The 19,070-nt window shown below is 71.0% G+C and carries 22 protein-coding genes; 13 read left to right on the top strand and 9 right to left on the bottom strand.

All coding sequences use genetic code 11. The features are described 5' to 3' along the window. The first annotated feature begins 147 nt into the window (after positions 1-147). The 3 genes from VH914_04345 to VH914_04335 are packed head-to-tail and all read left to right on the top strand — an operon-like array spanning position 148 to position 2,230. Positions 148-903, top strand: a complete 756-nt coding sequence (locus VH914_04345) for a hypothetical protein (GenBank protein HEX4490418.1) — start codon at positions 148-150, stop codon at positions 901-903. A gap of 3 nt (positions 904-906) precedes the next feature. Next, the gene (locus VH914_04340) at positions 907-1,683 is read left to right on the top strand and encodes a maleylpyruvate isomerase family mycothiol-dependent enzyme (protein HEX4490417.1); all 777 of its coding nucleotides are present in this window, start codon (positions 907-909) and stop codon (positions 1,681-1,683) included. Between the two features lie 19 nt (positions 1,684-1,702). Beyond that, positions 1,703-2,230, top strand: coding sequence for a gamma carbonic anhydrase family protein (locus VH914_04335; protein HEX4490416.1), 528 nt, complete (start codon positions 1,703-1,705; stop codon positions 2,228-2,230). Positions 2,231-2,309: 79 nt separating this feature from the next. Here the strand turns inward: VH914_04335 and VH914_04330 are convergent, their stop codons facing one another. Further along, positions 2,310-3,074: an SDR family oxidoreductase gene (locus VH914_04330; GenBank protein HEX4490415.1), complete on the bottom strand. Its 765-nt coding sequence runs from the start codon at positions 3,072-3,074 to the stop codon at positions 2,310-2,312. 77 nt (positions 3,075-3,151) lie between these two features. After that, positions 3,152-3,487 carry a co-chaperone GroES gene (locus tag VH914_04325; protein ID HEX4490414.1) on the bottom strand — a complete coding sequence of 112 codons (336 nt, stop codon included), beginning with the start codon at positions 3,485-3,487 and terminating at the stop codon, positions 3,152-3,154. A 112-nt stretch (positions 3,488-3,599) separates the two neighbouring features. Here VH914_04325 and VH914_04320 point away from each other — a divergent pair, with 112 nt between their 5' ends. From VH914_04320 to VH914_04305, 4 genes are all read left to right on the top strand, one after another. Continuing rightward, positions 3,600-4,004, top strand: a complete 405-nt coding sequence (locus tag VH914_04320; protein HEX4490413.1) for a plastocyanin/azurin family copper-binding protein — start codon at positions 3,600-3,602, stop codon at positions 4,002-4,004. A gap of 123 nt (positions 4,005-4,127) precedes the next feature. Further along, positions 4,128-5,012 (top strand): heme o synthase, encoded by an 885-nt coding sequence (locus tag VH914_04315; protein HEX4490412.1) that lies wholly within the window; start codon positions 4,128-4,130, stop codon positions 5,010-5,012. 52 nt (positions 5,013-5,064) lie between these two features. Continuing rightward, positions 5,065-5,568, top strand: coding sequence for a TlpA disulfide reductase family protein (locus tag VH914_04310; protein HEX4490411.1), 504 nt, complete (start codon positions 5,065-5,067; stop codon positions 5,566-5,568). A gap of 47 nt (positions 5,569-5,615) precedes the next feature. Beyond that, positions 5,616-6,485, top strand: coding sequence for a GNAT family N-acetyltransferase (locus VH914_04305; GenBank protein HEX4490410.1), 870 nt, complete (start codon positions 5,616-5,618; stop codon positions 6,483-6,485). Between the two features lie 103 nt (positions 6,486-6,588). Here the strand turns inward: VH914_04305 and VH914_04300 are convergent, their stop codons facing one another. Both VH914_04300 and VH914_04295 read right to left on the bottom strand, forming a co-directional pair. Beyond that, complete coding sequence (locus VH914_04300) at positions 6,589-9,675, bottom strand: SpoIIE family protein phosphatase (GenBank protein ID HEX4490409.1); 3,087 nt, start codon at positions 9,673-9,675, stop codon at positions 6,589-6,591. Between the two features lie 133 nt (positions 9,676-9,808). Then, positions 9,809-10,168, bottom strand: a complete 360-nt coding sequence (locus VH914_04295) for an STAS domain-containing protein (GenBank protein HEX4490408.1) — start codon at positions 10,166-10,168, stop codon at positions 9,809-9,811. Between the two features lie 143 nt (positions 10,169-10,311). On the opposite strand from VH914_04295, the gene VH914_04290 reads away from it, so the two are divergent. From VH914_04290 to VH914_04275, 4 genes are all read left to right on the top strand, one after another. Next, positions 10,312-10,710, top strand: coding sequence for an ATP-binding protein (locus tag VH914_04290; protein ID HEX4490407.1), 399 nt, complete (start codon positions 10,312-10,314; stop codon positions 10,708-10,710). Next, complete coding sequence (locus VH914_04285; GenBank protein HEX4490406.1) at positions 10,707-11,465, top strand: SigB/SigF/SigG family RNA polymerase sigma factor; 759 nt, start codon at positions 10,707-10,709, stop codon at positions 11,463-11,465. The genes VH914_04290 and VH914_04285 overlap by 4 nt, the downstream gene beginning before the upstream one ends. A gap of 87 nt (positions 11,466-11,552) precedes the next feature. Further along, positions 11,553-11,885: an STAS domain-containing protein gene (locus tag VH914_04280; GenBank protein HEX4490405.1), complete on the top strand. Its 333-nt coding sequence runs from the start codon at positions 11,553-11,555 to the stop codon at positions 11,883-11,885. Positions 11,886-12,291: 406 nt separating this feature from the next. Continuing rightward, the gene (locus VH914_04275; protein ID HEX4490404.1) at positions 12,292-13,497 is read left to right on the top strand and encodes a choice-of-anchor P family protein; all 1,206 of its coding nucleotides are present in this window, start codon (positions 12,292-12,294) and stop codon (positions 13,495-13,497) included. Positions 13,498-13,770: 273 nt separating this feature from the next. On the opposite strand, the gene VH914_04270 is transcribed toward VH914_04275, so the two are convergent. Genes VH914_04270 through VH914_04260 form a run of 3 tightly spaced genes read right to left on the bottom strand, consistent with a single transcriptional unit; the run spans position 13,771 to position 16,702 of the window. Continuing rightward, on the bottom strand, positions 13,771-14,502 hold the full coding sequence (locus VH914_04270; GenBank protein ID HEX4490403.1) for an ABC transporter permease: 732 nt from the start codon (positions 14,500-14,502) through the stop codon (positions 13,771-13,773). Then, the gene (locus tag VH914_04265; GenBank protein HEX4490402.1) at positions 14,499-15,635 is read right to left on the bottom strand and encodes an ABC transporter ATP-binding protein; all 1,137 of its coding nucleotides are present in this window, start codon (positions 15,633-15,635) and stop codon (positions 14,499-14,501) included. Before VH914_04265 ends, VH914_04270 begins: the two co-directional genes overlap by 4 nt. Next, a complete protein-coding gene (locus VH914_04260; protein ID HEX4490401.1) occupies positions 15,632-16,702 on the bottom strand; it encodes a polyprenyl synthetase family protein in 1,071 nt (356 codons plus the stop codon). Before VH914_04260 ends, VH914_04265 begins: the two co-directional genes overlap by 4 nt. 62 nt (positions 16,703-16,764) lie before the next feature. On the opposite strand from VH914_04260, the gene VH914_04255 reads away from it, so the two are divergent. Then, positions 16,765-17,136, top strand: a complete 372-nt coding sequence (locus VH914_04255) for an SCP2 sterol-binding domain-containing protein (GenBank protein ID HEX4490400.1) — start codon at positions 16,765-16,767, stop codon at positions 17,134-17,136. Here VH914_04255 and VH914_04250 read toward each other — a convergent pair. After that, a complete protein-coding gene (locus VH914_04250; protein HEX4490399.1) occupies positions 17,084-17,656 on the bottom strand; it encodes a hypothetical protein in 573 nt (190 codons plus the stop codon). The two genes, VH914_04255 and VH914_04250, sit on opposite strands and share 53 nt — an antisense overlap. Positions 17,657-17,760: 104 nt before the next feature. On the opposite strand from VH914_04250, the gene VH914_04245 reads away from it, so the two are divergent. Continuing rightward, a complete protein-coding gene (locus tag VH914_04245; GenBank protein ID HEX4490398.1) occupies positions 17,761-18,570 on the top strand; it encodes a hypothetical protein in 810 nt (269 codons plus the stop codon). A gap of 52 nt (positions 18,571-18,622) precedes the next feature. Here VH914_04245 and VH914_04240 read toward each other — a convergent pair whose 3' ends face one another. Then, positions 18,623-19,039: an FxsA family protein gene (locus VH914_04240; protein ID HEX4490397.1), complete on the bottom strand. Its 417-nt coding sequence runs from the start codon at positions 19,037-19,039 to the stop codon at positions 18,623-18,625. Positions 19,040-19,070 lie beyond the last annotated feature (31 nt).

The following is a 19,070-nucleotide window of genomic DNA, read 5'->3' as shown; positions in this document are numbered from 1 at the left end:
TGGCCCGGTCGGGTCCGAGCCCGGCGTGGAGATCGTCGAGAAGCGCGTGCGAAGAGTCGATGAAGTCGAGCCTACCGAGGCATCACTGCGGCGCCGCACCGCACTAACTTCGGTCTGTTGGCTCGCAAACGGCAAAGGACGCCCTTCTTGACTCCACCGAATCGCGAGTGGGTGACGATCCCGGCCCGCGGCAAGGAACGCAAGCGTTGGCAGTGCGACATCACGTTCCTCACGTCGTCGTGGGAGTGCATCTTCGGTCGGGGCTGCCAAGGTGTGCTCACCGAGCCCGCGCCCGAGCTGGTGCAGGGCTGCTGCTCCTACGGCGCCCACGCGGCCGACAAGAAGGACCGTGATCACGTCGAGCGCATGGCCCGCCGGCTGGGTGCCGACGAGTGGCAATACCGCAAGAAGGGGCGCGAGCGGAGCGTCTGGTCGAAGGTCGGCAAGCAGGAGTGGCGCACGCGTCTCGTCGACCACGCGTGCGTGTTCCTCAACCGTCCCGACTTCCCCGCCGGCGCGGGTTGCGCGCTGCACCTGCACGCGCTGAACCGCGGCATCCACTTCGTGAAGACGAAGCCGACCGTCTGTTGGCAGCTCCCGCTCCATGCGGAGGAAGAGGAGCAGGAGGACGGCAGCACCACCGTCGTCCTGAGCGAGTTCGCGCGCGACGGCTGGGGCGAGGGCGGCGAAGAGTTCGCGTGGTGGTGCACCGAGGCGCCCGAGGCGTTCACCGGCACGCAGCGGGTCTACCAGTCGATGGAGGCCGAGCTGCGCGAGATGATGGGCGACGAGGTGTACGAGGAGCTGCGCACGTACCTCGACGCACGCGTCGCGATGACGCTGCCCCCGATCCGGCATCCGGCCGAGGTACCGATCTCGCTCGGGCGGACACGGAAGCGCTGACGCATGGCGGCGACCGGCGACCAGGACACGACGACCCTTCGCGACCTGGTCTCCGATCTGCAGCACGAGCAGTGGGATCTCCAGGCCGCGTGCGCGACGCTCACCGCCGACGAGTGGCTCACGCCCACCGCGGCGCGCGGCTGGGACGTGCGCGACTCGATCTCGCATCTCGCCGACACGGACGAGATCGCGATCGACACGATGGACGACGGTCCGCGCTCGTTGAACAAGTTCGTGACCGTGCTCGCGTCCGGCAAGGACATCACGCTGTGGGGCGTGCTGCGGGGCCGGCGCCGCACGGGTGAGGAAGTCCTCTCGTGGTGGGAGCGCACGTCGACCCGTGAGTGCGAGCGCCTGAACGAGCTCGACTCCGCGCAGCGGGTGCCGTGGGGTCTCGGCATGGGACGGCCGGCGTTCATCACCGCGCGGCTGATGGAGACCTGGGCGCACGGACTCGACGTGCGGACCGCAGTCGGCGCGCCGATGGTCGACACCGATCGTCTGCGTCACATCGCGTTCCTCGCGACGCGCGCGCTCCCCTATGCGTTCTCGTACTCGGGACGACCGTTCCCGGCCACGCCCCTGCGGGTCGAGCTCGACCTTCCGAGCGGTGGCCGGTGGACGCACGGTCCCGAGGACGCGCCCGACCGCATCACGGGGCCCGCGAGCGAGTACTGCCGCGTGTTCGTTCAGCGCCTGCTCCTGTCCGACGCGCCGAACCTCACTGCAACCGGCGCCGGTGCGCGCGAAGCCCTGCTCGTCGCGCGCGCGTTCCTGTGATCTGAGCCCGGAGGTCGCCGTGCCGTTGTTCGCGTTCGAAGGACTCGCGCCGCGCGTCGACGAGACCGCGTTCGTCGCGCCGACCGCGACGCTCGTGGGCGACGTGATCGTCGAAGCCGGCGCGTCGATCTGGTACGGCGCAGTGCTGCGCGCCGACTACGCGCCGGTGATCGTGCGCGCCGGCGCCAACGTGCAGGACGGCGCGGTGCTGCACGGCCCGCCGGGGCTGACGACCGACGTCGGCCGTGGAGCGACCGTCGCGCACAACTGTGTCGTGCACGGCGCGGTGCTCGGCGAGGAGTGCCTCATCGCGAACGGTTCGATCGTGCTCGACGCGGCGCGCATCGGCGCGCGCTCGCTCGTCGCCGCGGGATCGGTCGTCGCCGCGAACACCGAGATCCCCCCGGGTGTGCTCGCCGCGGGTTCACCCGCGGTCGTGAAGCGTCCGATCGACGGTTCGCCCGCGCAGTTCTGGGTCGACGCGAACCCGTCGGCCTACGCCGAGCTCGCCCAGCGCCACCTCGACGGCCTGACCCGCATCGACTGAGCGTTCCGTCGGTCCAGTGGTACTGCGTTGCCGGCATATAGCCGGGCAACGCAGTACCACTGATCCCGGGTCGAGCCGTTCAGCGGACGGCCGCGCCGCCGTCGACGACCACGACCTCGCCCGTCATCCACGACGACGCGTCCGAGACCAGGAAGAGCGCGGCCGACGCGATGTCGTCGGGCACGCCGAGGCGCCCGAGCGGGTGCAGACGCGCCATCGCGTCCTCGTTCGGCTCCCACAACGCGCGCGCCATATCGGTCTTCACGAGCGCGGGTGCGACCGCGTTCACGCGCACGCCCGGTGCGAGCTCGAGCGCGAGCTGGCGGGTGAGGTGCGCGAGCCCGGCCTTCGAGACGTTGTACGCGCCGATCGAAGGTCCCGGCCGGATCCCGCCGACCGACACGACGTTGAGGATCACGCCACCGTGCTCGCGCATCCACGCGGTCCACGCGGCCTGCGCGAATCGCAGCGGACCGCCGAGGTTCGTCGACCACACCTTCTCGACCGCGCGCATGTCGGCCTCGATGAGCGGGCCGAACTGCGGGTTGGTCGCGGCGTTGTTCACGAGGATGTCGAGCCCGCCGAGCGCGCCGACGCAGTGCTGCACCGCGTGCTCGATCACCTCGGGGTCGCCCGCGGAGCCCGCAGCCGTCGTCACGCGCGCGCCGAGGGCCTCGAGTGCCGTCGCCGTCTCCGCGAGCTCGTCGGGCTTGCGCGCGTTGACGCACACGGCCGCGCCCGCGGTCGCGAGTGCCTCCGCGATCGCCCGGCCGATGCCCTTCGTCGCGCCGGTGACGAGCGCGACCTTCCCGTCGACACGCAGCGCGGTTCCCGGATCGATCACGGGCGGGAGGTTAGGTCTCGCGGGAACGGACGGGTCGCCGCGCAGCGGCGAGCGCAGCGAGTGCGACCGACACCTACCTACAGGTACAGACCGGTTCCGCTCTCGGACCGCGGCGAGGCGACCGCATGGACGTCGCGCTCGCGCAGGATCACGTACTCCTCGGCCCGAATCTCGACCTCGAAGCCCGCGTCGGGCGAGAACAACACCCGGTCGGCGGGCTCGATGTTGCGCACGGTCGGTCCGACCGCGACGACCTCGGCCCACACGAGCCGCCGGTCGACGGCCGCGGTCGCCGGGATCACGATCCCCGCGCGCGACTTGCGCTCCCCCGCTTCCTTGCCCTGGGTCACGAGGAGCCGGTCGGCGGTCATGCGTACGGATTGCTTGACGTCGGGGTCGTCGTCACCGGCCATGAGGGCCGAGGTTATGCCGCCCGCCGACGCGGCCTCCGGTCCGAGGAACCGAGGGTTCTGCTCGGTAGGCTCGCCGAGCGACGCGCCAGCCATACGTTGGGGAGTGCTTGCAATGCCGATGATCCGTGCCGTTCTCGCCCTGCTCTGCGTCGGCTCCTTCGCGGTGGTCGCGAGTGCGTGTGGTGGCGGGAGCAAGGGCGGGAGCAACTCGGTGACCGTCACCGCGCCGTCGGGTGGCGGCACGCCGTCGGTCACGATCGAGGCGCACGACATCTTCCTCAAGCCGAACCGCGTGAAGGCGCCCGCGGGCAAGTTGAAGATCGACTACGTCGAAGACGGCTCGCAGCAGCACACGCTCGTCATCCAGGGCGTGAAGGGTTTCAAGCTCACGGTGTCGGGAAGCCAGAAGGACGACAGCGCCACCGTCGACCTGCAGCCCGGCGAGTACACCTACTACTGCACGATCCCCGGCCACCGCGCTCAGGGCATGCAGGGCACCCTCACCATCTCCTCGTAGCTGATTTTCCTCTCACGTGGGATGGAGCGCTTCGTCGCCGGCGAACGCCCTGAGTTACATTCGATCGGCTCGCCCGCAATCCGTCTGGAGCCGTTGCCCGTGCTACAGCCCGCCTCCGAACGAGTGTCCACGCTCGACTGGCGGGCATCGCTGGGTGCGTACGTCCGGCTGACCAAGCCGCGGGTCATCGAGCTGCTGCTGGTCACGTCGGTGCCGCCGATGCTGCTCGCGGCGCACGGCATGCCGGCCGCGCGTCTGCTCGTCGCGGTGCTCGTCGGTGGCGCGCTCGCGGCCGGCGGCGCGAACACGATCAACTGCTGGGTCGAGCGCGACCGCGATCAGCTCATGCACCGCACCGAGCGCCGGCCGCTGCCCTCGGGTGAAGTCGTACCGGCGCGCGCGCTCGTGTTCGGCATCGCGCTGAACGTGATCGCGTTCGTGTACCTCGCGCTCGCGGCGAACCTGCTCGCGGCGTGCCTCACGATCAGCGCAACGCTGTTCTACGTGTTCGTGTACACGATCTGGTTGAAGCCCCGCACCGCGCAGAACATCGTCATCGGCGGCGCGGCGGGCGCGGTTCCCGTGCTCGTCGGTTGGGCCGCGGTGCGCGGCGACGTGGCCGCGCCCGCGTGGATCTTGTTCGCGGTCGTGTTCTTCTGGACGCCTGCGCACTTCTGGGCACTCGCGTTCAAGTACCGGGACGACTACGCGCGCGCCGGCATCCCGATGCTGCCCGTGCTGAAGAGCCCGCGCGAGACGAGCCTGCAGATCACCGCGTACGCGGTGGTGACCGCCGCGGTCACGCTCACGCTCGGGCTCGTGGTGTCGGTGAGCATCGCGTACGTCGTTGCCGCGGCCGCGCTCGGCGTGCTGTTCGTCGGCCAGGCGGTGCGCCTCACGAAGAACCTGTCGCCGAACGCGGCGATCAAGTTCTTCGGGTTCTCGAACATCTATCTCCTGCTGGTCTTCGCCGCCGTTGCCGCCGACGCCTTCATCAACCGGCACTGACGGCCGCCGCCGCCGACTCCGGGTCGCCGCGCTCGGCGTCGTCATCATCGTCGTGGTCGGCGTGCTGCTCGCGGTGTCGCTGCACTCGCGTTCCAAATCGGATGCGGTGCCGCCCGACGTGTCGGTGAAGGGCATCGCCGCCGTCCACTCGCTCGCGCCGCGGTTCACCGCGACCGACCTCGACGGCAAGTCGGTCTCGCTCGCGTCGTACCGCGGGCGTCCGGTGCTCGTGTCGTTCGGCGCCTCGTGGTGCCATCCCTGCAACCAGGAGTACCCGTTGCTCGTGGAGGCCGCCGCGCAGCACCACGACCTCGCGGTGCTGTCGGTGATGCACGACGACCTGCCGTCGGACGCGAGGCAATTCGTCGCCAAGTACCACGCCGATTGGCCGGCCATCAACGACGAGTCGAACGCGATCTCGAAGGCCTACGGGGTGAACGGCATCCCGCAGACCTTCTTCATCACGAAGGACGGCACGATCCAGGCGCGGGTCTACGGGATCACGAGCCACAAGGCCCTCGACGGGCCCCTGAACACGTTGCTCGCGGCGGCCTGATCGCACGGTGGGCGACACCCGCCGGGCGCGTCGGCGATGATTCCGGGGTGAACGACTCCCCCGAGCTGCGCACCGAGCGGCTGCTGCTGCGCCGCTGGCGGGCCGAGGACCGGGCGCCGTTCGCCGACCTGAACGCCGATCCGCGCGTCATGGAGTTCTTCCCCAAGGCGCTCAGCCGCGCCGAGAGCGACGCGATGGTCGAGCGCATCGAGGCCCGCTTCGACGAGCTCGGCTACGGACTCTGGGCGGTCGAGGTGCCGGGCGTCGCGCCGTTCGTGGGATTCGTCGGCCTCGCGCTGCAAGGGCCGGAGTACCCGTTCGGGCCTGCGGTCGAGGTGGGCTGGCGGCTCGCGCACGCGTCCTGGGGGCTCGGCTACGCGACCGAGGGCGCGCACGCGGTGCTTCGTTGCGGCACCGACACGTTCGGCATCACCGAGTTCGTGTCGATGACGGCGAAGCTCAACCTGCGCTCACAGCGCGTGATGCGCCGGCTCGGCATGATCCATCACGCGCGGGACGACTTCGAGCATCCGAACCTGCCGATCGGGCATGCGCTCCGCCCGCACGTGCTGTTCCGCATCGCGATGCACACGACGCGGGTCGAGACGCCCCGCGCGACCGTGACGACGAGCGGCTCCGATCCCGCGGTGATCACCGCGGTCGGCGAGTTCGACTTCGATTCGTCGGAACGCCTGCGCGCCGCGCTCATGACGGTCGCGCAGGATTCCGCCGGCGACGTCGTCGTCGACTTCAGCGGCACCGACTTCCTCGACTCGATCGCGATCGGTGTGCTGCTGCAGGCGTGGCAACGGCTCCGGACGACCGAGCGCGAGCTCGTGATCCGCGGGCCGAACTCGCGCATCCGCCGCATCCTCGAGATCGCCGGCATCGAAGAAGTCGTGCGGATCGAGGCCTAACTCTTGGGTCGGGCTCGCAAGCTTCGCCCAGCCCGACGCCTCAGCCGCCGAGTTCGGCCGCGCCGCTCGCTCCGCTCGCGCGCTCAGGTGGGAACGCGCGCGTTCAGACGTCGAGCTCGACCCACACTGCTTTGCCGTCGCGGTTGAGCTCGACGCCCCACCGCGACGTGAGCTGCTCGACGATGAACAGGCCGCGCCCGGTCGCGGCGTCGGGTGCCGCGGTCCGCACGACCGGCCGCACCGCGGAGTGGTCCTCGACGCGCAGCCGCACCGTGTGGTTCGCGCACTCGACCGATAGCCGCACGTCGGAGCGCGCGTGCATCACCGAGTTCGTGACGAGCTCCGTCGCGACGAGCTCGACGTCGTCGATCGCGGGATCGGGGACGCCGAGCGGCGCGAGGATCTCGCGCACGAACCGGCGCGCCCGGCGCGGGCTCGACGAGAGCGCGGGTAGATCGATCTCGCGGCGCGTCGCCGACGCGGCGATCGTGCCCGGGCACTGGAGCACCATGATCGCGGTGTCGTCGCGGCGGGCGACGCGGGCGTGGCGCGCCTCCAGCGCTTGGTACAGCGCGTTCACGGTCGCGTCCGACGACTCGCGCATCGCGTCGGCGACGACCGCGAGCAGGCCGGCGTCGTCGAGCGCCGAGGGGCCGGCGACGTCGGTGACGCCGTCGGTGTAGAGCAGCAGCGTGTCGCCGGGGCCCAGCGGCACCTCGGTCTCGTGGAACTGCGGCTCGTCGAGCAAGCCGAGCACGCTGCCGGGCCGGCCGACGAGTCGGGGCGCGCCGCCCGCGGGCACGAGCACCGGCCGCGGGTGGCCACCGAGCACGAACCGGAACTTCCAGCCGTCGCTGCGTTCGAGCTGGCCGTACACGGCGGTGCAGTACTGCCCGCCGAACTGGTCGGATTGATCCTTCACCGCGTCGTCGAGCCACTGCAGTACCTCGCGCGGGCCGACGGCGTGGCGCGCCGCGGCGCGAGCCGTCTGGCGCGCGACACCGGTGAGCGCGGCCGCGCTGATGCCCTTGCCCGAGACGTCGCCGACGAGCACGCCCCAACAGTCGGGCGCGACGGTGACGACGTCGTAGAAGTCGCCGCCGACGAGCGCGGTGTCGTTCGCGGTCCAGTACCGCATCGCGATCTCCATGCCGGGGACGTCCGGCAGGTGCGGCGGCAGCAGGCTCTGCTGCAATGTGCCCGCGATCGAGCGCTCGCGCTCGTACAACCGTGCGTTCTCGAGCGCGATCGCGATGCGCGCCGCGACCGCCTCCGCGAGTTGCACGTCGGCGGGCGCGTAGCGACGGTCCGACTCGGCCTGCACGAGCGCGAGGGCGCCCAGGATTCCGCGCCGACCGCGCAACGGCACCACGATCATCGACCGCACGCGCATGCGCCGCAGCATCTTGCGGGCCTCGCGGTCGGGCGTCGCGAAGTCGATGAGCTCGTCGTTGATCTCGGGGTAGTACTGCGTGGTTCCCGTGCGGACCGCGGCGGGGATGCCGGTCATCGAATCGGGGTTGTACGGGAACCGATCCTGGAGCTCGCGCGCCCATGCGAGCTGCTCCGGATCGCTGTGCGCGATCTCGACGCGCGGCACCACCGCCTGCTCGTCGATGAACACCGCGAGCTGGCACCAGTCACCGAGCCGTGGCACCGCGGCTTGGGCCACACGCCGCACGATGTCGGGGATCTCGAGCGACCGGGTGAGCACCGCGTTCATGCGCTCGAGGAACTCCGCGCGCTCGCGCGCCGACCGTTCGAGCTCGAACACCCGTGCCCGTTCGATCGCGCGCGCGACGCGATCGGCCGCGAGTCGGAGCAGGTCGAGGTCCTCTTCGGTGAACCGGCGCGAGCCCTTGCTCCCGACGTCGAGCACGCCGAGCAGCGTCTCCGCTTGGAGCGGGACGCCCGCCGCGCTGCTGACGCCCTCCCCCAGCGTCTCCCCGATGACGTCGATCTCGGTCAGGTCGTCGACGACGATCGCGTCGCCGAGCTCGGCGACCCGACCCGCGAACCCGCGTCCGACCGGCACGCGCAGCGGGGGCACCGTCGCATCGAAGTGGGTGCCGACGCGCTCGACGAGCTCGCGGCCCGTGTCGTCGAGCAACAGCACACGCACCGCATCGCACTGGAGCATTGATCCGATGCGGCCGGGGATCTCGGCGAGGAGCTCGTCGAGCGGGAGCCGCGCGAGCGCGAGATCGCTGATCTCCTGCAGTCGAGCCAGCCGGGCGGCGAGGGCCTGCTCGGCCTCGAGCGCCTGCGCGCGCCGCAGCGCCTGCGCGCAGAGGCCGGCCACGATCTCGAGGTATTGCTGCTCCGACGGGGCGAACTCACGGGGCTCGCCGAAGATGAGTGCGAGCGAGCCGATCGGCCGGCCGTCGACCAACAGGGGCAGCGTCGCGAGCGACTGGAAGCCGCCGGCCTGCTGGAGCGCGGCGAGCTGCGGATAGCGCCGACGGAACTCCTCCGGTTCCCCGATGAAGATCGCCTGCTGCGTCCGGATGACGTCGCGGCTGAGCACCGCCTCGTCGAGCGGCACGAAGGGGAACGTCGTCTCGTCACCGGTGCTCGCGACGAACATGAGCCGCTCGCCCGAGGCGTCGAGCTGCGACACGCCACCCGACATCGCGTGCATGGTCGGAACCAGCTGCCCGATGACGACCCGCCCGACCTCGCCGCGCGTCGCCGCGCGCGCGAGTCCCGCGCTGATCCGCTGCAGCCGCTCGGCGCGCGCTCGGGCCTCTTCCGATTCACGCCTCGCCGCGCGCTCGGCCTCGAGCAGCGCCTCGCGCTCGGCCTGCGCGTGCTTGCGCGCGTCGACGTCGAGGGTCACGCCCGCGGCACCGATGAGCTCGCCGGAGTCGTCGACGATGATCTCGCCGACGGCCTCGAGCCAGTGCACCGATCCGTCGGGCCAGACGCAGCGATGGTCGAAGCGGAACGCGCGGTGGTCCTCGACCGCGTGCAGGATCTCGTCCGCGACCCACTCGCGCTCTTCGGGGTGCAGCCGCGCCTCCCAGTCCTCGAGCGTTCCGACGAACGGCTCGGCCGGCATGCCGAAGAGCTCCGAGGTGTGCACGTCCCACTCGAGCCGCCCCGTCTCGACCCGCCACGACCAGCTGCCCATGCGGGCCGCGCGCATCGCGAGGGCGAACCGCTGGTTCAGCTCGGGCTGCTGCTGCACGGTCATATCTTGGTCGCCCCTGCCGTGCTCAGGCTCCATGACGAGAATCGGCAGCGACCGAGGCGGGCTGCCCGCTCGGGCTCGCGGCCCGCCGCGCACCCACCAAGGGGCTCGCACGACGGCGGGCCCGGCATCAGCCGCCGGCGTCGAGGGTGAAGTAGTCGTCGAGACCGGTGATCTCGAGCAGCCGCCGGACCGGCTCGCTCGCGTGGGCGAGCGCGAGGTTGCCGCCTTCGCTGAAGAGCCGGTGCGCATCGATCAGCACGCGGAGACCCGACGAGTCGAGAAAGCTCGTGTCGGTCAGATCGATCACGAGGTCGCGGGCGCCGTCGGCGTGCACCGAGTGGCACACCACGGCGAGGTCGGGAGCGGTCGCCGCGTCGAGCTCGCCCCGCACGCTCACCGTGACCGCGGCACCTCGACGCTCCACTTCCAGGAGCAGGTCGCGGTCCCCCGAGAGCTCGTCGTCCAACACTTCACCTGGAGTGGTCATGCGTCGGCGAGCGGAGTACCCGCGCCGTTGCGGCACGAAACGTGTCTCGTTGCGAGCGGCGGGGGGTAGGTTCGGAGCCCGCGCCGCGTGTTCGTGCCGGCCCGCGCGGACCAGCCCACCCGGCAGCACGGCGAGGAGTACCCATGGCAGACGAGTCCGCACCAAGCGGCACGCGCGTGGCCGACGTCGTGCGGCTCTCGTTCCCGGGCTCGCTCGAGTACGTCCGCGTGGCCCGCATGACCGCCTCGGCGGTCGCGGCGCGTCTCGGCTTCGATGTCGAGGAGATCGAGGACGTGCGCGTCGCCGTCGACGAGCTCGCGAGTGTGGTGATCGAAGCCGGCGACGGCGGCGAGCTCAGCATCTCCTTCTCCGACCTCGGCGGGCGCTTCGTCATCGAAGGTCGCGCGCCGGTCGTCGCCGCACCGCAGTTCGACGAGCTGACGCAGCAGATCCTGAGCGTCGTCGTCGACGAGTTCGACCTGAGCACGATGGACGGTTTTGCCGAGTTCCGAGCGGCCAAGCGGCCGGCGCCGACGGAATGAGCTCGGAACGGCCCTCGCGCGAAGAGCTGCGGACCAAGTTCGAGGAGTTCAGCCGAACCCGGGACCGCAGGACGCGCAATCAGCTCATCGAGGCGCACCGTGCGCTCGCGACGCACCTCGCGCGTCGGTACGCGAACCGTGGCGAGCCGCTCGACGATCTCGTGCAGGTCGCGTTCGTCGGCATGTTGAAGGCCGTCGAGCGCTTCGACCCCGACCGCGGTCTCGAGTTCTCGACGTTCGCGACCGCGACGATCGAAGGCGAGCTCAAGCGTCACTTCCGGGACAAGACGTGGTCGGTTCGCGTGCCCCGGCGCTCGCAGGAGCTGCATCTGCGGCTCGGGCCGACGATCGCGGAGCTCACGCAACGACTCGGTCGCGCGCCGCGCATCCCGGAGATCGCCGAGGAGCTCGGCATCCGCGTCGACGACGTGCTCGAGGCGATGGAGGTCGGCGGCGCGTACCGTTCCGCGTCGCTCGACGCCGCGTCGGGCGAGGGGCGCGAGTCGGTCGGGCTCGCGGAACGGCTCGGCACGCTCGATGCGAACTTCGACCTCGTCGAGCACCGTGCGCTCATCGAGCGCGCGCTCGCGACCCTCCCGGAGCGCGAGCAGGTCATCCTGCGGCTGCGGTTCTTCGAGGACCTCACGCAGACCGAGATCGCCGACCAGGTCGGTGTGAGCCAGATGCACGTCTCGCGTCTGCTCGCTCGCAGCCTCGCCAACCTCCGCCAGCAGCTGCAGACCGCCGAGCGCTGAGCGCCGACGAACCCCGCTCCCCGGGTGGTGGCTACCATCACGCCGTCCGAATACGCGAGATGGCGGTGTGACCGCGGAGGAGCCTTGGTGGCGGACGACTCGGCAGAACGGGCCGACCTCGTGCTCACGACCGATCGCGACGGCGGCGCCGCCGTCGTCGGCGTCATCGGCGAGCTCGACGCCTATTCGGCGCCCGCGTTGGAGGAGCTCACCGGCGGTCTGCGGGCCGACGGGTGCACGGATCTGACGTTGGACCTCTCGCAGACCACGTTCGTCGACTCCTCCGGCCTGCGGATCCTGCTCGCGCTGCACAACGACTTGGCCGCCGGCTCCGGGCGTCTGGTCCTCCAGAACCCGAGCGACCCCGTTGCCCGCCTCCTGACGATCACGGGTCTGAGCGACCATTTCCAAAAAGCGTGAATCAGAAGGATTAGCCATCGCGCGACGGTGGTACGACGGCCCGGTGACGGTGCCGGAAATTCCGGGAAAATCTTGTTTGGTCTCGCGCGCCTCGGGGAAGCACCGTTCTCGCAGACGGTCCGAGGACACCCCGCCCCCTCAGGACCAAAAAGCCGGCGGGACTCCAGTTGCAGGCCCCCCACCCAGCCCCGGGGGTTCCGCCGGCTTCTTCTCACAGAGGGCCGCCCACGAGGCGGCCCTCTGTCGCGTTCGCCGACGGTCGCCGTCGCGCCAGAAATGTTCGAATCGGTGCATGGCCGTCGCGGGCCGCGGGTAATACGCCCGCACCAGCGGGACCGCCCTGGTGGCGGACAAGGGGGATCACATGCGTCGGCATTCGTTTGGACGCGCGCTCCGATTCGTGAGTGTGGGCGCGCTCAGCTCTCTGATCGCGGTGACCGCGGTCGCCGCACCGGTCGCGGCGGCGGCGAAACCGGTCCGGATGGGCCACAACGCGAACGCGTTCGGCACCAGTGCCAAGGTCAGCTCGGTGTTCACGTCCAGCCCGAGCGGCCTCGCCGCCCTCGGCTGCACGAACACCAGCGGGCTGCAGAACAGCAACACGGTGGTGGGTGGCGGCTTCCTCACCGCCGGCTTCGTCGGCGCGGTGAACGACACGGTGTCCACGAAGGGCAGCAGCACGAGCGCGGAGTCGCAGATCGCCACGGTGAGCCTGTTCTCCGATGAGCTCCACTCCGACACCGTCACCGTCACCGCCTCGGTGTCGCACGACGATTCGGGCTTCACCTTCACCGGTGACACGCAGGCCGAGAACCTGGTGATCAACGGCAGCCCGATGACGGTGCCGGCACCGAACACGGTCATCCCGATCCCGGGCCTCGGCAACCTCACGGTCAACGAGCAGATCACCTCGCACACCAAGACGACCGCCACGATCATCGAGAACGCCTTCCACCTCGAGGTGCTCGCGACGAACGCGTTCAACTTCCCGGTCGGTGCGAACATCGTCGTCGGGCACGCGCAGGCGTCGCTCACGACGGTGCCGAGCCGGTACGTCGACGGCCAGGCCTACGGCTCGCAGGTGCAGGGCACCGGCATCAACGCCGGGCGCAGCGCGCTGGTCTTCCTGCCGTGCGACGGCACCAACGGCAGGACCAAGACGCACTCACTGCAGACGACGACGGTCCCGAACGTGATCAGCATCGGGACGCAGAAGTCGACCGTGACCGGAGTCGGCTCGAAGGGATTCGCGACGTCGACGTCGACGGAGTCGGTGCAGAACATCACACTCATCAACCTGATCAGCATCGACAGCGTGAAGGCGGTCGCCAGCGCGCAGAGCATCGGCAAGACCCGCACCTTCAATGACACGGGTTCGAGCTCGGCGGGCATCTCGGTGCTCGGTATCCCGACGATCCCCGACAACGTGAAGCCGAACACGACGTATCCGATCCAGGGTGTCGGCACGCTGTACCTGCACCGGATCATCCAGACGGATCACAAGATCGAGGTCCGGATGGTGGAGCTCGTCGTGACGGTGGACACGGGGACGCTCCCGGTGGGCACCGACATCCGCATCGGCGTCGCCGAGGCATCGATTCACTCCACCTGATCGGGCGGGTTGACCGCGAAGCCCTTCGGGTGGCGCGATCGACCGTCCGGCAACGCAAGCACGAGAACGGGCGGGTCGCTGTGCGGCCCGCCCGACTCGTTGCCTGAGGCGTCGTGGAGGGCGAAGCTCGCGAGCCCGACCCGGAAGCGCAGGGTCGCTGTGCGGCCCGCCCGACTTGTTGCCTGAGGCGTCGTGGAGGGCGAAGCTCGCGAGCCCGACCCGGAAGCGCAGGTCGCTGTGCGGCCCGCCCGACTCGTTGCCTGAGGGGTTCGCTCACTCCTCCCAGCGGAAGCAGCGCACGGCGGCGAGCGGCGCCGCGATCGCCCACACGAGGAGGACGACGAAGCTCCCGACCGGGAACGCGTGACCGGACGCGAGGACGCCCCGCACGCACTCCGACAACGCCGCGGCAGGAAGCAGGCGCGCGACCGCCTCGAGCGGGCCGGGGAGCTTCGACAGCGGGTACGCCATACCGCCGAGGAACAGCAGCACGAGGAACATCCCGTTGGCGAACGCGAGGTTCGCCTCGGCGCGCAGCGTGCCCGCGAACAGCAGGCCGACGCCTGCGAACGCGACCGTGCCGACGAGCAGCAGCAGCAGCGCCGCGCCCACGCTCCCGGGTACGTGCCATCCGAGCGCGGCGCCGACCGCGATGATCGCGACCGCCTGCACCGCCTCGAGCAGCAGGATCGTGACCGTCTTCGCGACGAGCAGGCCGCTGCGGCTCAGCGGCGTGGAGCCCAAGCGCTTCAGCACGCCGTAGCGACGCTCGAAGCCGGTCGCGATCCCGAGGCTCACCATCGCGGCCGACATCACCGCGAGCGCGAGCACTCCGGGCACGAGGAAGTCGACCGGGTCCTTGTAGTCGGTCGCGATCGTGTCGACCTTCGCGAAGAACACGAGGATGCCGAGCGGGATCACGAGCGTGACGATGAGGCTCTCGCCCCGTCGCAACGTGAGCGCGAGCTCGGCGCGCGTCTGGGCGAGCACGGCGCGGGTGTTCACGTGCGCGCCTGCGAGGTGAGCGCGAGGAAGACTTCCTCGAGCGAGCGGCGTCCGGTGTGCAGCGACTGCAGCAGCACGTCGCGGTCGCGCAGGTGGCATGCGAGCTCGGCGACGAGCTTCGGCGTGCCGGGCACGCGCACGAGGTACTCGTGCCCTCCCGCCCCCGCCGCGTCGACGACGATCTCGTTGACCGCGACGCCGAGTGCGGTCGCGAGCGCGGTGACGTCGAGCTCGGTGTCGACCGTGAAGCGCAGCTCGCGATCGTCCTCGCCGGCCATGAGCTCGGCCGGTGAGCCGATCGCGGCGAGTCGGCCCGCGGCGATGATCGCGACGCGGTCACACAGCTGCTCGGCCTCGTCCATCGCGTGGGTGGTGAGCAGGATGGTCGTGCCGCGCCGGCGCAGGTCCCGCACGAGCTGCCACGTCGTCGCCCGTGCGTGGGGGTCCATTCCCGCGGTGGGCTCGTCGAGGAACAAGACCTCCGGCCGGCCGACGAGCGCGCACGCGAGCGAGAGCCGTTGGGCCTGGCCGCCTGAGAGCCGGCGTACGTAAGTGCGAACCGAGTCGCGCAACCCGACGAGGTCGAGCAGCTCGTCGGGGTCCGCAGGGTCGTCGTAGTACGCCGCGAACAGCTTCAGCAGCTCGAGCGGGCGCAGGCCCGGGTACAGGCCGCCTTCCTGGAGCATGACCCCGATGCGAGGCCGGAGCTTCGGGCCGTCCGCCACCGGGTCGAGACCGAGCACCGATACGGACCCGCCGTCGGGCGTGCGGTAGCCCTCGAGGATCTCGACGGTCGTGGTCTTGCCGGCACCGTTCGGACCGAGCAGCCCGAACACCTCGCCCCGCTCGACCGTGAAGTCGAGGCCCGCGAGCGCGACGGTCGCGCCATAGCGCTTCTCCAGCGCTGAGACCCGGATCGCTCCACCGACGCCGTCGCTCGACGCCTCCGGTCGCGCTCGGGGCGCCTGCGGATGCGATGTCGAGTCGTGTGGGATCGGCCCCTCGTCGCTCGATGCCTCCGGTCGCGCTCGGGGCGCCTGCGGATGCGATGTCGAGTCGTGTGGGATCGGCCCCTCGTCGCTCGATGACTCCGGTCGCGCTCGGGGCGCCTGCGGATGCCCCTCGTCGCTCAATGATCCCGCCACGCGACGTAGACGGCGAGCTCCTCGAGCAGCGCGGTCGCGGACGGCGTGAGCGGCGCCTCGGCCAGCGCCCGGCGGGCCCGGTCGACGAGGAGGTCGATGGTCATCTCGACCTCCTCGACTGCGCCGCAATCGACGAAGAGCTGCTGGAGCGCGCGGATCTCGAGCGGATCGAGGTCGCCGGCGCCGACCCGTCCGAGCAGCTGTTGACCGTCGGCGTCGGCCCGGCTCGATGCGATCGCGAGCAACGGCGTCGGCTTGCCTTCGCGCAGGTCGTCGCCGACCGGCTTGCCGGTGACGCGCTCTTCGCCGAACACGCCGAGCAGGTCGTCGCGCAGCTGGAACGCCTCGCCGAGCGGAAGACCGATCGCACTGAGCGCCGGTGCGAGCTCCGGCCCGCGCCCCGTGAGCGCGGCGCCGAGATGCAGGGGGCGCTCGACCGTGTACTTCGCGGACTTGTACGTCGCGATGCAGCGCGCGTCGTCGAGGTCGGTGCTGCGGAGCGCGGTGCCGACGAGGTCGAGCGACTGCCCGACGCACAGCTCGATGCGCAGCTCGTCGTAGACGTCGAGCGCAGCTGGGGGCGCGTTGCGCATGAGGAGATCGGCGTACGTGCACGCGAAGTCGCCGACCAGGATCGCGATGCCCTCGCCGAACCGTCGCGACTCGCCGCGCCAGTCGCCGGCGTCGTGCGCGCGGATGAACCGCTCGTGCACCGCGTCGAGACCGCGGCGCGTCGACGAGCCGTCCATGACGTCGTCGTGCACGAGCGCGAACGTGTGCAGCAACTCGAGCGCGGCGCCCGCATCGACGATGCGCGGGTCGTCGGGTGATCCGCCCGCGCCGACGAACGCGCAGTAGCAGAACGCGGGACGCAGGCGCTTGCCGCCCGCGAGCACGAGCTCGCGCAGCGCGACGAGCGGCGCTTCCAAGCGTTCGTCGACCGTGCTCCAGCGCGCGATCTCGGTGGCGAGCAGCGCGTCGACGCGCTCCTCGGCGCGCTCGGCGATGTCGGACAGGGCGGGTGGGAAGATCGCCCCGACCGTGCTCGAGCTCATCGGGCCAGGCTACGTCGCCATCCCCTCGCGGCTGTCATCGTTCGCGCCGGTACATTGCGGCCGTGCCGGACTTCTTGTCTCACGAGTGGCTCGAAGATTTCGACGGCGCGCTGCGCGCGGACTCGACGGTCGCAACCCGCTTCGCGGCCAACCCGATCGCCATCGCACAGGAGGTCGGGACCGTGCGCTACGTCGTCGTGCTCGATGAGAGCGGTGGGCGCCTCGAGCGGGGCGACACGTCGGCCGACGTGACGTTCGCCTGCGACCGTGAGACCGCGGCCGCGCTCGCGCGCGGCGAGCTCAACGCGCAGCGCGCGCTCACCTCGGGCCGGCTCAAACTGCGCGGCGACATCGACCGCCTCGGTGCCGCCGCGGACGCGCTCACCGCGCTCGGCGACGTGTTGGCGGAGCTGCGGACCGCGACGTCGTTCTGAGGCCTCCGATGATCGCGGCCCTCGAGCGCGTTCTCGGCGTGCCGAGGAGGGTGCCGCTCAGGGCGGCGTGAAAGCCCTCGCGCAGCGGACTCCGTTCACCCGTGACGCGGTTCAGTACCAGGCTGATGTCGGCGGGATGCGTGCGGTAGTCCGCGTCGGGATAGTTCGGTGCGAGGACGACGTAACCGTTTCGCGCGAATCCCGTCAGCGTCGGCGCGTGCAGCTCGGCGATGCTCTGGAAGCCGTGGCTGAACACGATCAACGGGAACGGCCGGCGGCCGACGGGTGCTACGACGAACACCGACAGGGTCGGGTGGTCGCGATGCATCGGCCGGTCGACGGTGAAGTGGCTCTCGACCGCATCGAACGAGTGTGTCGCGGTTGCGGGTCGTGCCGACGCCGGCGCGGTCGGGGCGGCAGTGCTCGCCCGAGACGCGGCGTGCGACGGGGCGCGGCAGCTCGCGACCGACGCGAGGATCAGCAGGAGGAGTGCCGAGGCCGAGCGCCGGGAACGGGTCATGAACGGCACACGTTCGTCGCGGCCGTTCCGTTCATCGCAATCTCATCGCAGTGCGACGGTGCCGCCGTCGGAGCGGCGCGATCGTGCCGGTAGCCTCGGACGCGATGCATCCGGTCGAACGGCTCCGCTCGGTCAGTCGGTGGGCGGTCGACGACGACGCGCTCGCGGTCGAGGCCGCCGAGGCGCTCGCGGCCTTCGCATTCGATCCCGCAGGGCTCGTCGTCTCGTGCCGTCGTCTGCTCGCCCACCATGTCGGGAACGGACCGCTCTGGTGGCTCTGCGCGCGGATCCTCGCGGCGCCGGATCCGGCAGAGGCATGTCGCGAGGCGATCGCGCGTCTCGACGGCGACCGCACCGCAGACCGGCTCGCCGCGAGCCTGCCCCTGCAGTCGAGCGACGACGAGGTGCTCGCCGTCGTCGGCTGGCCGCGCGCCGTCGACCGTGCGCTGGCCGAACGCGCCGACCTCGCGGCGATCGCGGTGCGCACCGAAGCGTCGGGGCTGACCGCGCTGCTGCGCCGCCGGTCCGCGCCCCAACCGGTCCGGCTCGTCGACTCGTGGATGCTGGCCGAACTCGAGGTGTCGCACCTGTTGGTCAGCGCGTCGGCCATCGGCGCGGGCCGTGCGCTCGTGCCCGAGGGCACCGCCGACGTGCTCGGCACCGCGCGCCCGGCAGCCGGCACGTGGCTCGTCGGCGGCGTCGGTCGCGTGCTCCCCCGCCGTTTGTTCGAGGCCGTCGAAGCCGGCGCGCTCGCGGCCACCGACGCTCTCGACAACGACGACGACGTCGGCCTCGAAGTCGTGTCGCTCGAGCGCTTCGACCGCGTCGCCGGTCCGCGCGGGCTCGTGCCGAGCGCAGACGGCGACGCGCAACCCGACGCCCCCGTCGCGCCGGAGCTCCTCCGCCCCTTCTAGTGGTACTGCGTTCGCCGGCGATATGCCGGCAACGCAGTACCACGGGACGGGCTCAGACGTCGATGGCGCCGCCGTGGTCGTCGGGGCCGCGACCGTCGCGTCCACCGCCGCGGTACACGCGCACGTCGAACCGTCGCCTCAGGAACGTGCGGAACAGCGCGCGCGTCGGCGGGAACAGGATCAGCAGCCCGATACCCGCGGTGACGAAGCCCGGGACGAACAGGAGCACACCCGCGGCGAGCACGAGCAGACCGTCGACGAGCTCGGCGGCGGGCATGTGTCCCGCGTCGAGCTGCGCGCGCACGCGTCGGAGCACGACGAAGCCTTCGTGCTTCGTGAGGTACGCGCCGGCGACGGACACGAGGATCAGCAGCGCGATCGTGTTCAGCGCGCCGATCGCGTGCGCGACCTGGATGATGACCGCGATCTCGACGACGATGACGACGACGATCAGCGCAAGGAACGCCACCGGCTCACCGTAACGCGCCCACCCCGCGTCG

The sequence above is a fragment of the Acidimicrobiia bacterium genome (assembly GCA_036271555.1).
In the GTDB taxonomy this organism is placed as follows: Bacteria; Actinomycetota; Acidimicrobiia; order IMCC26256; family PALSA-610; genus DATBAK01.
Note: the sequence above shows the minus strand (reverse complement) of the source record. Positions and strands in the feature narration are given on the sequence as shown.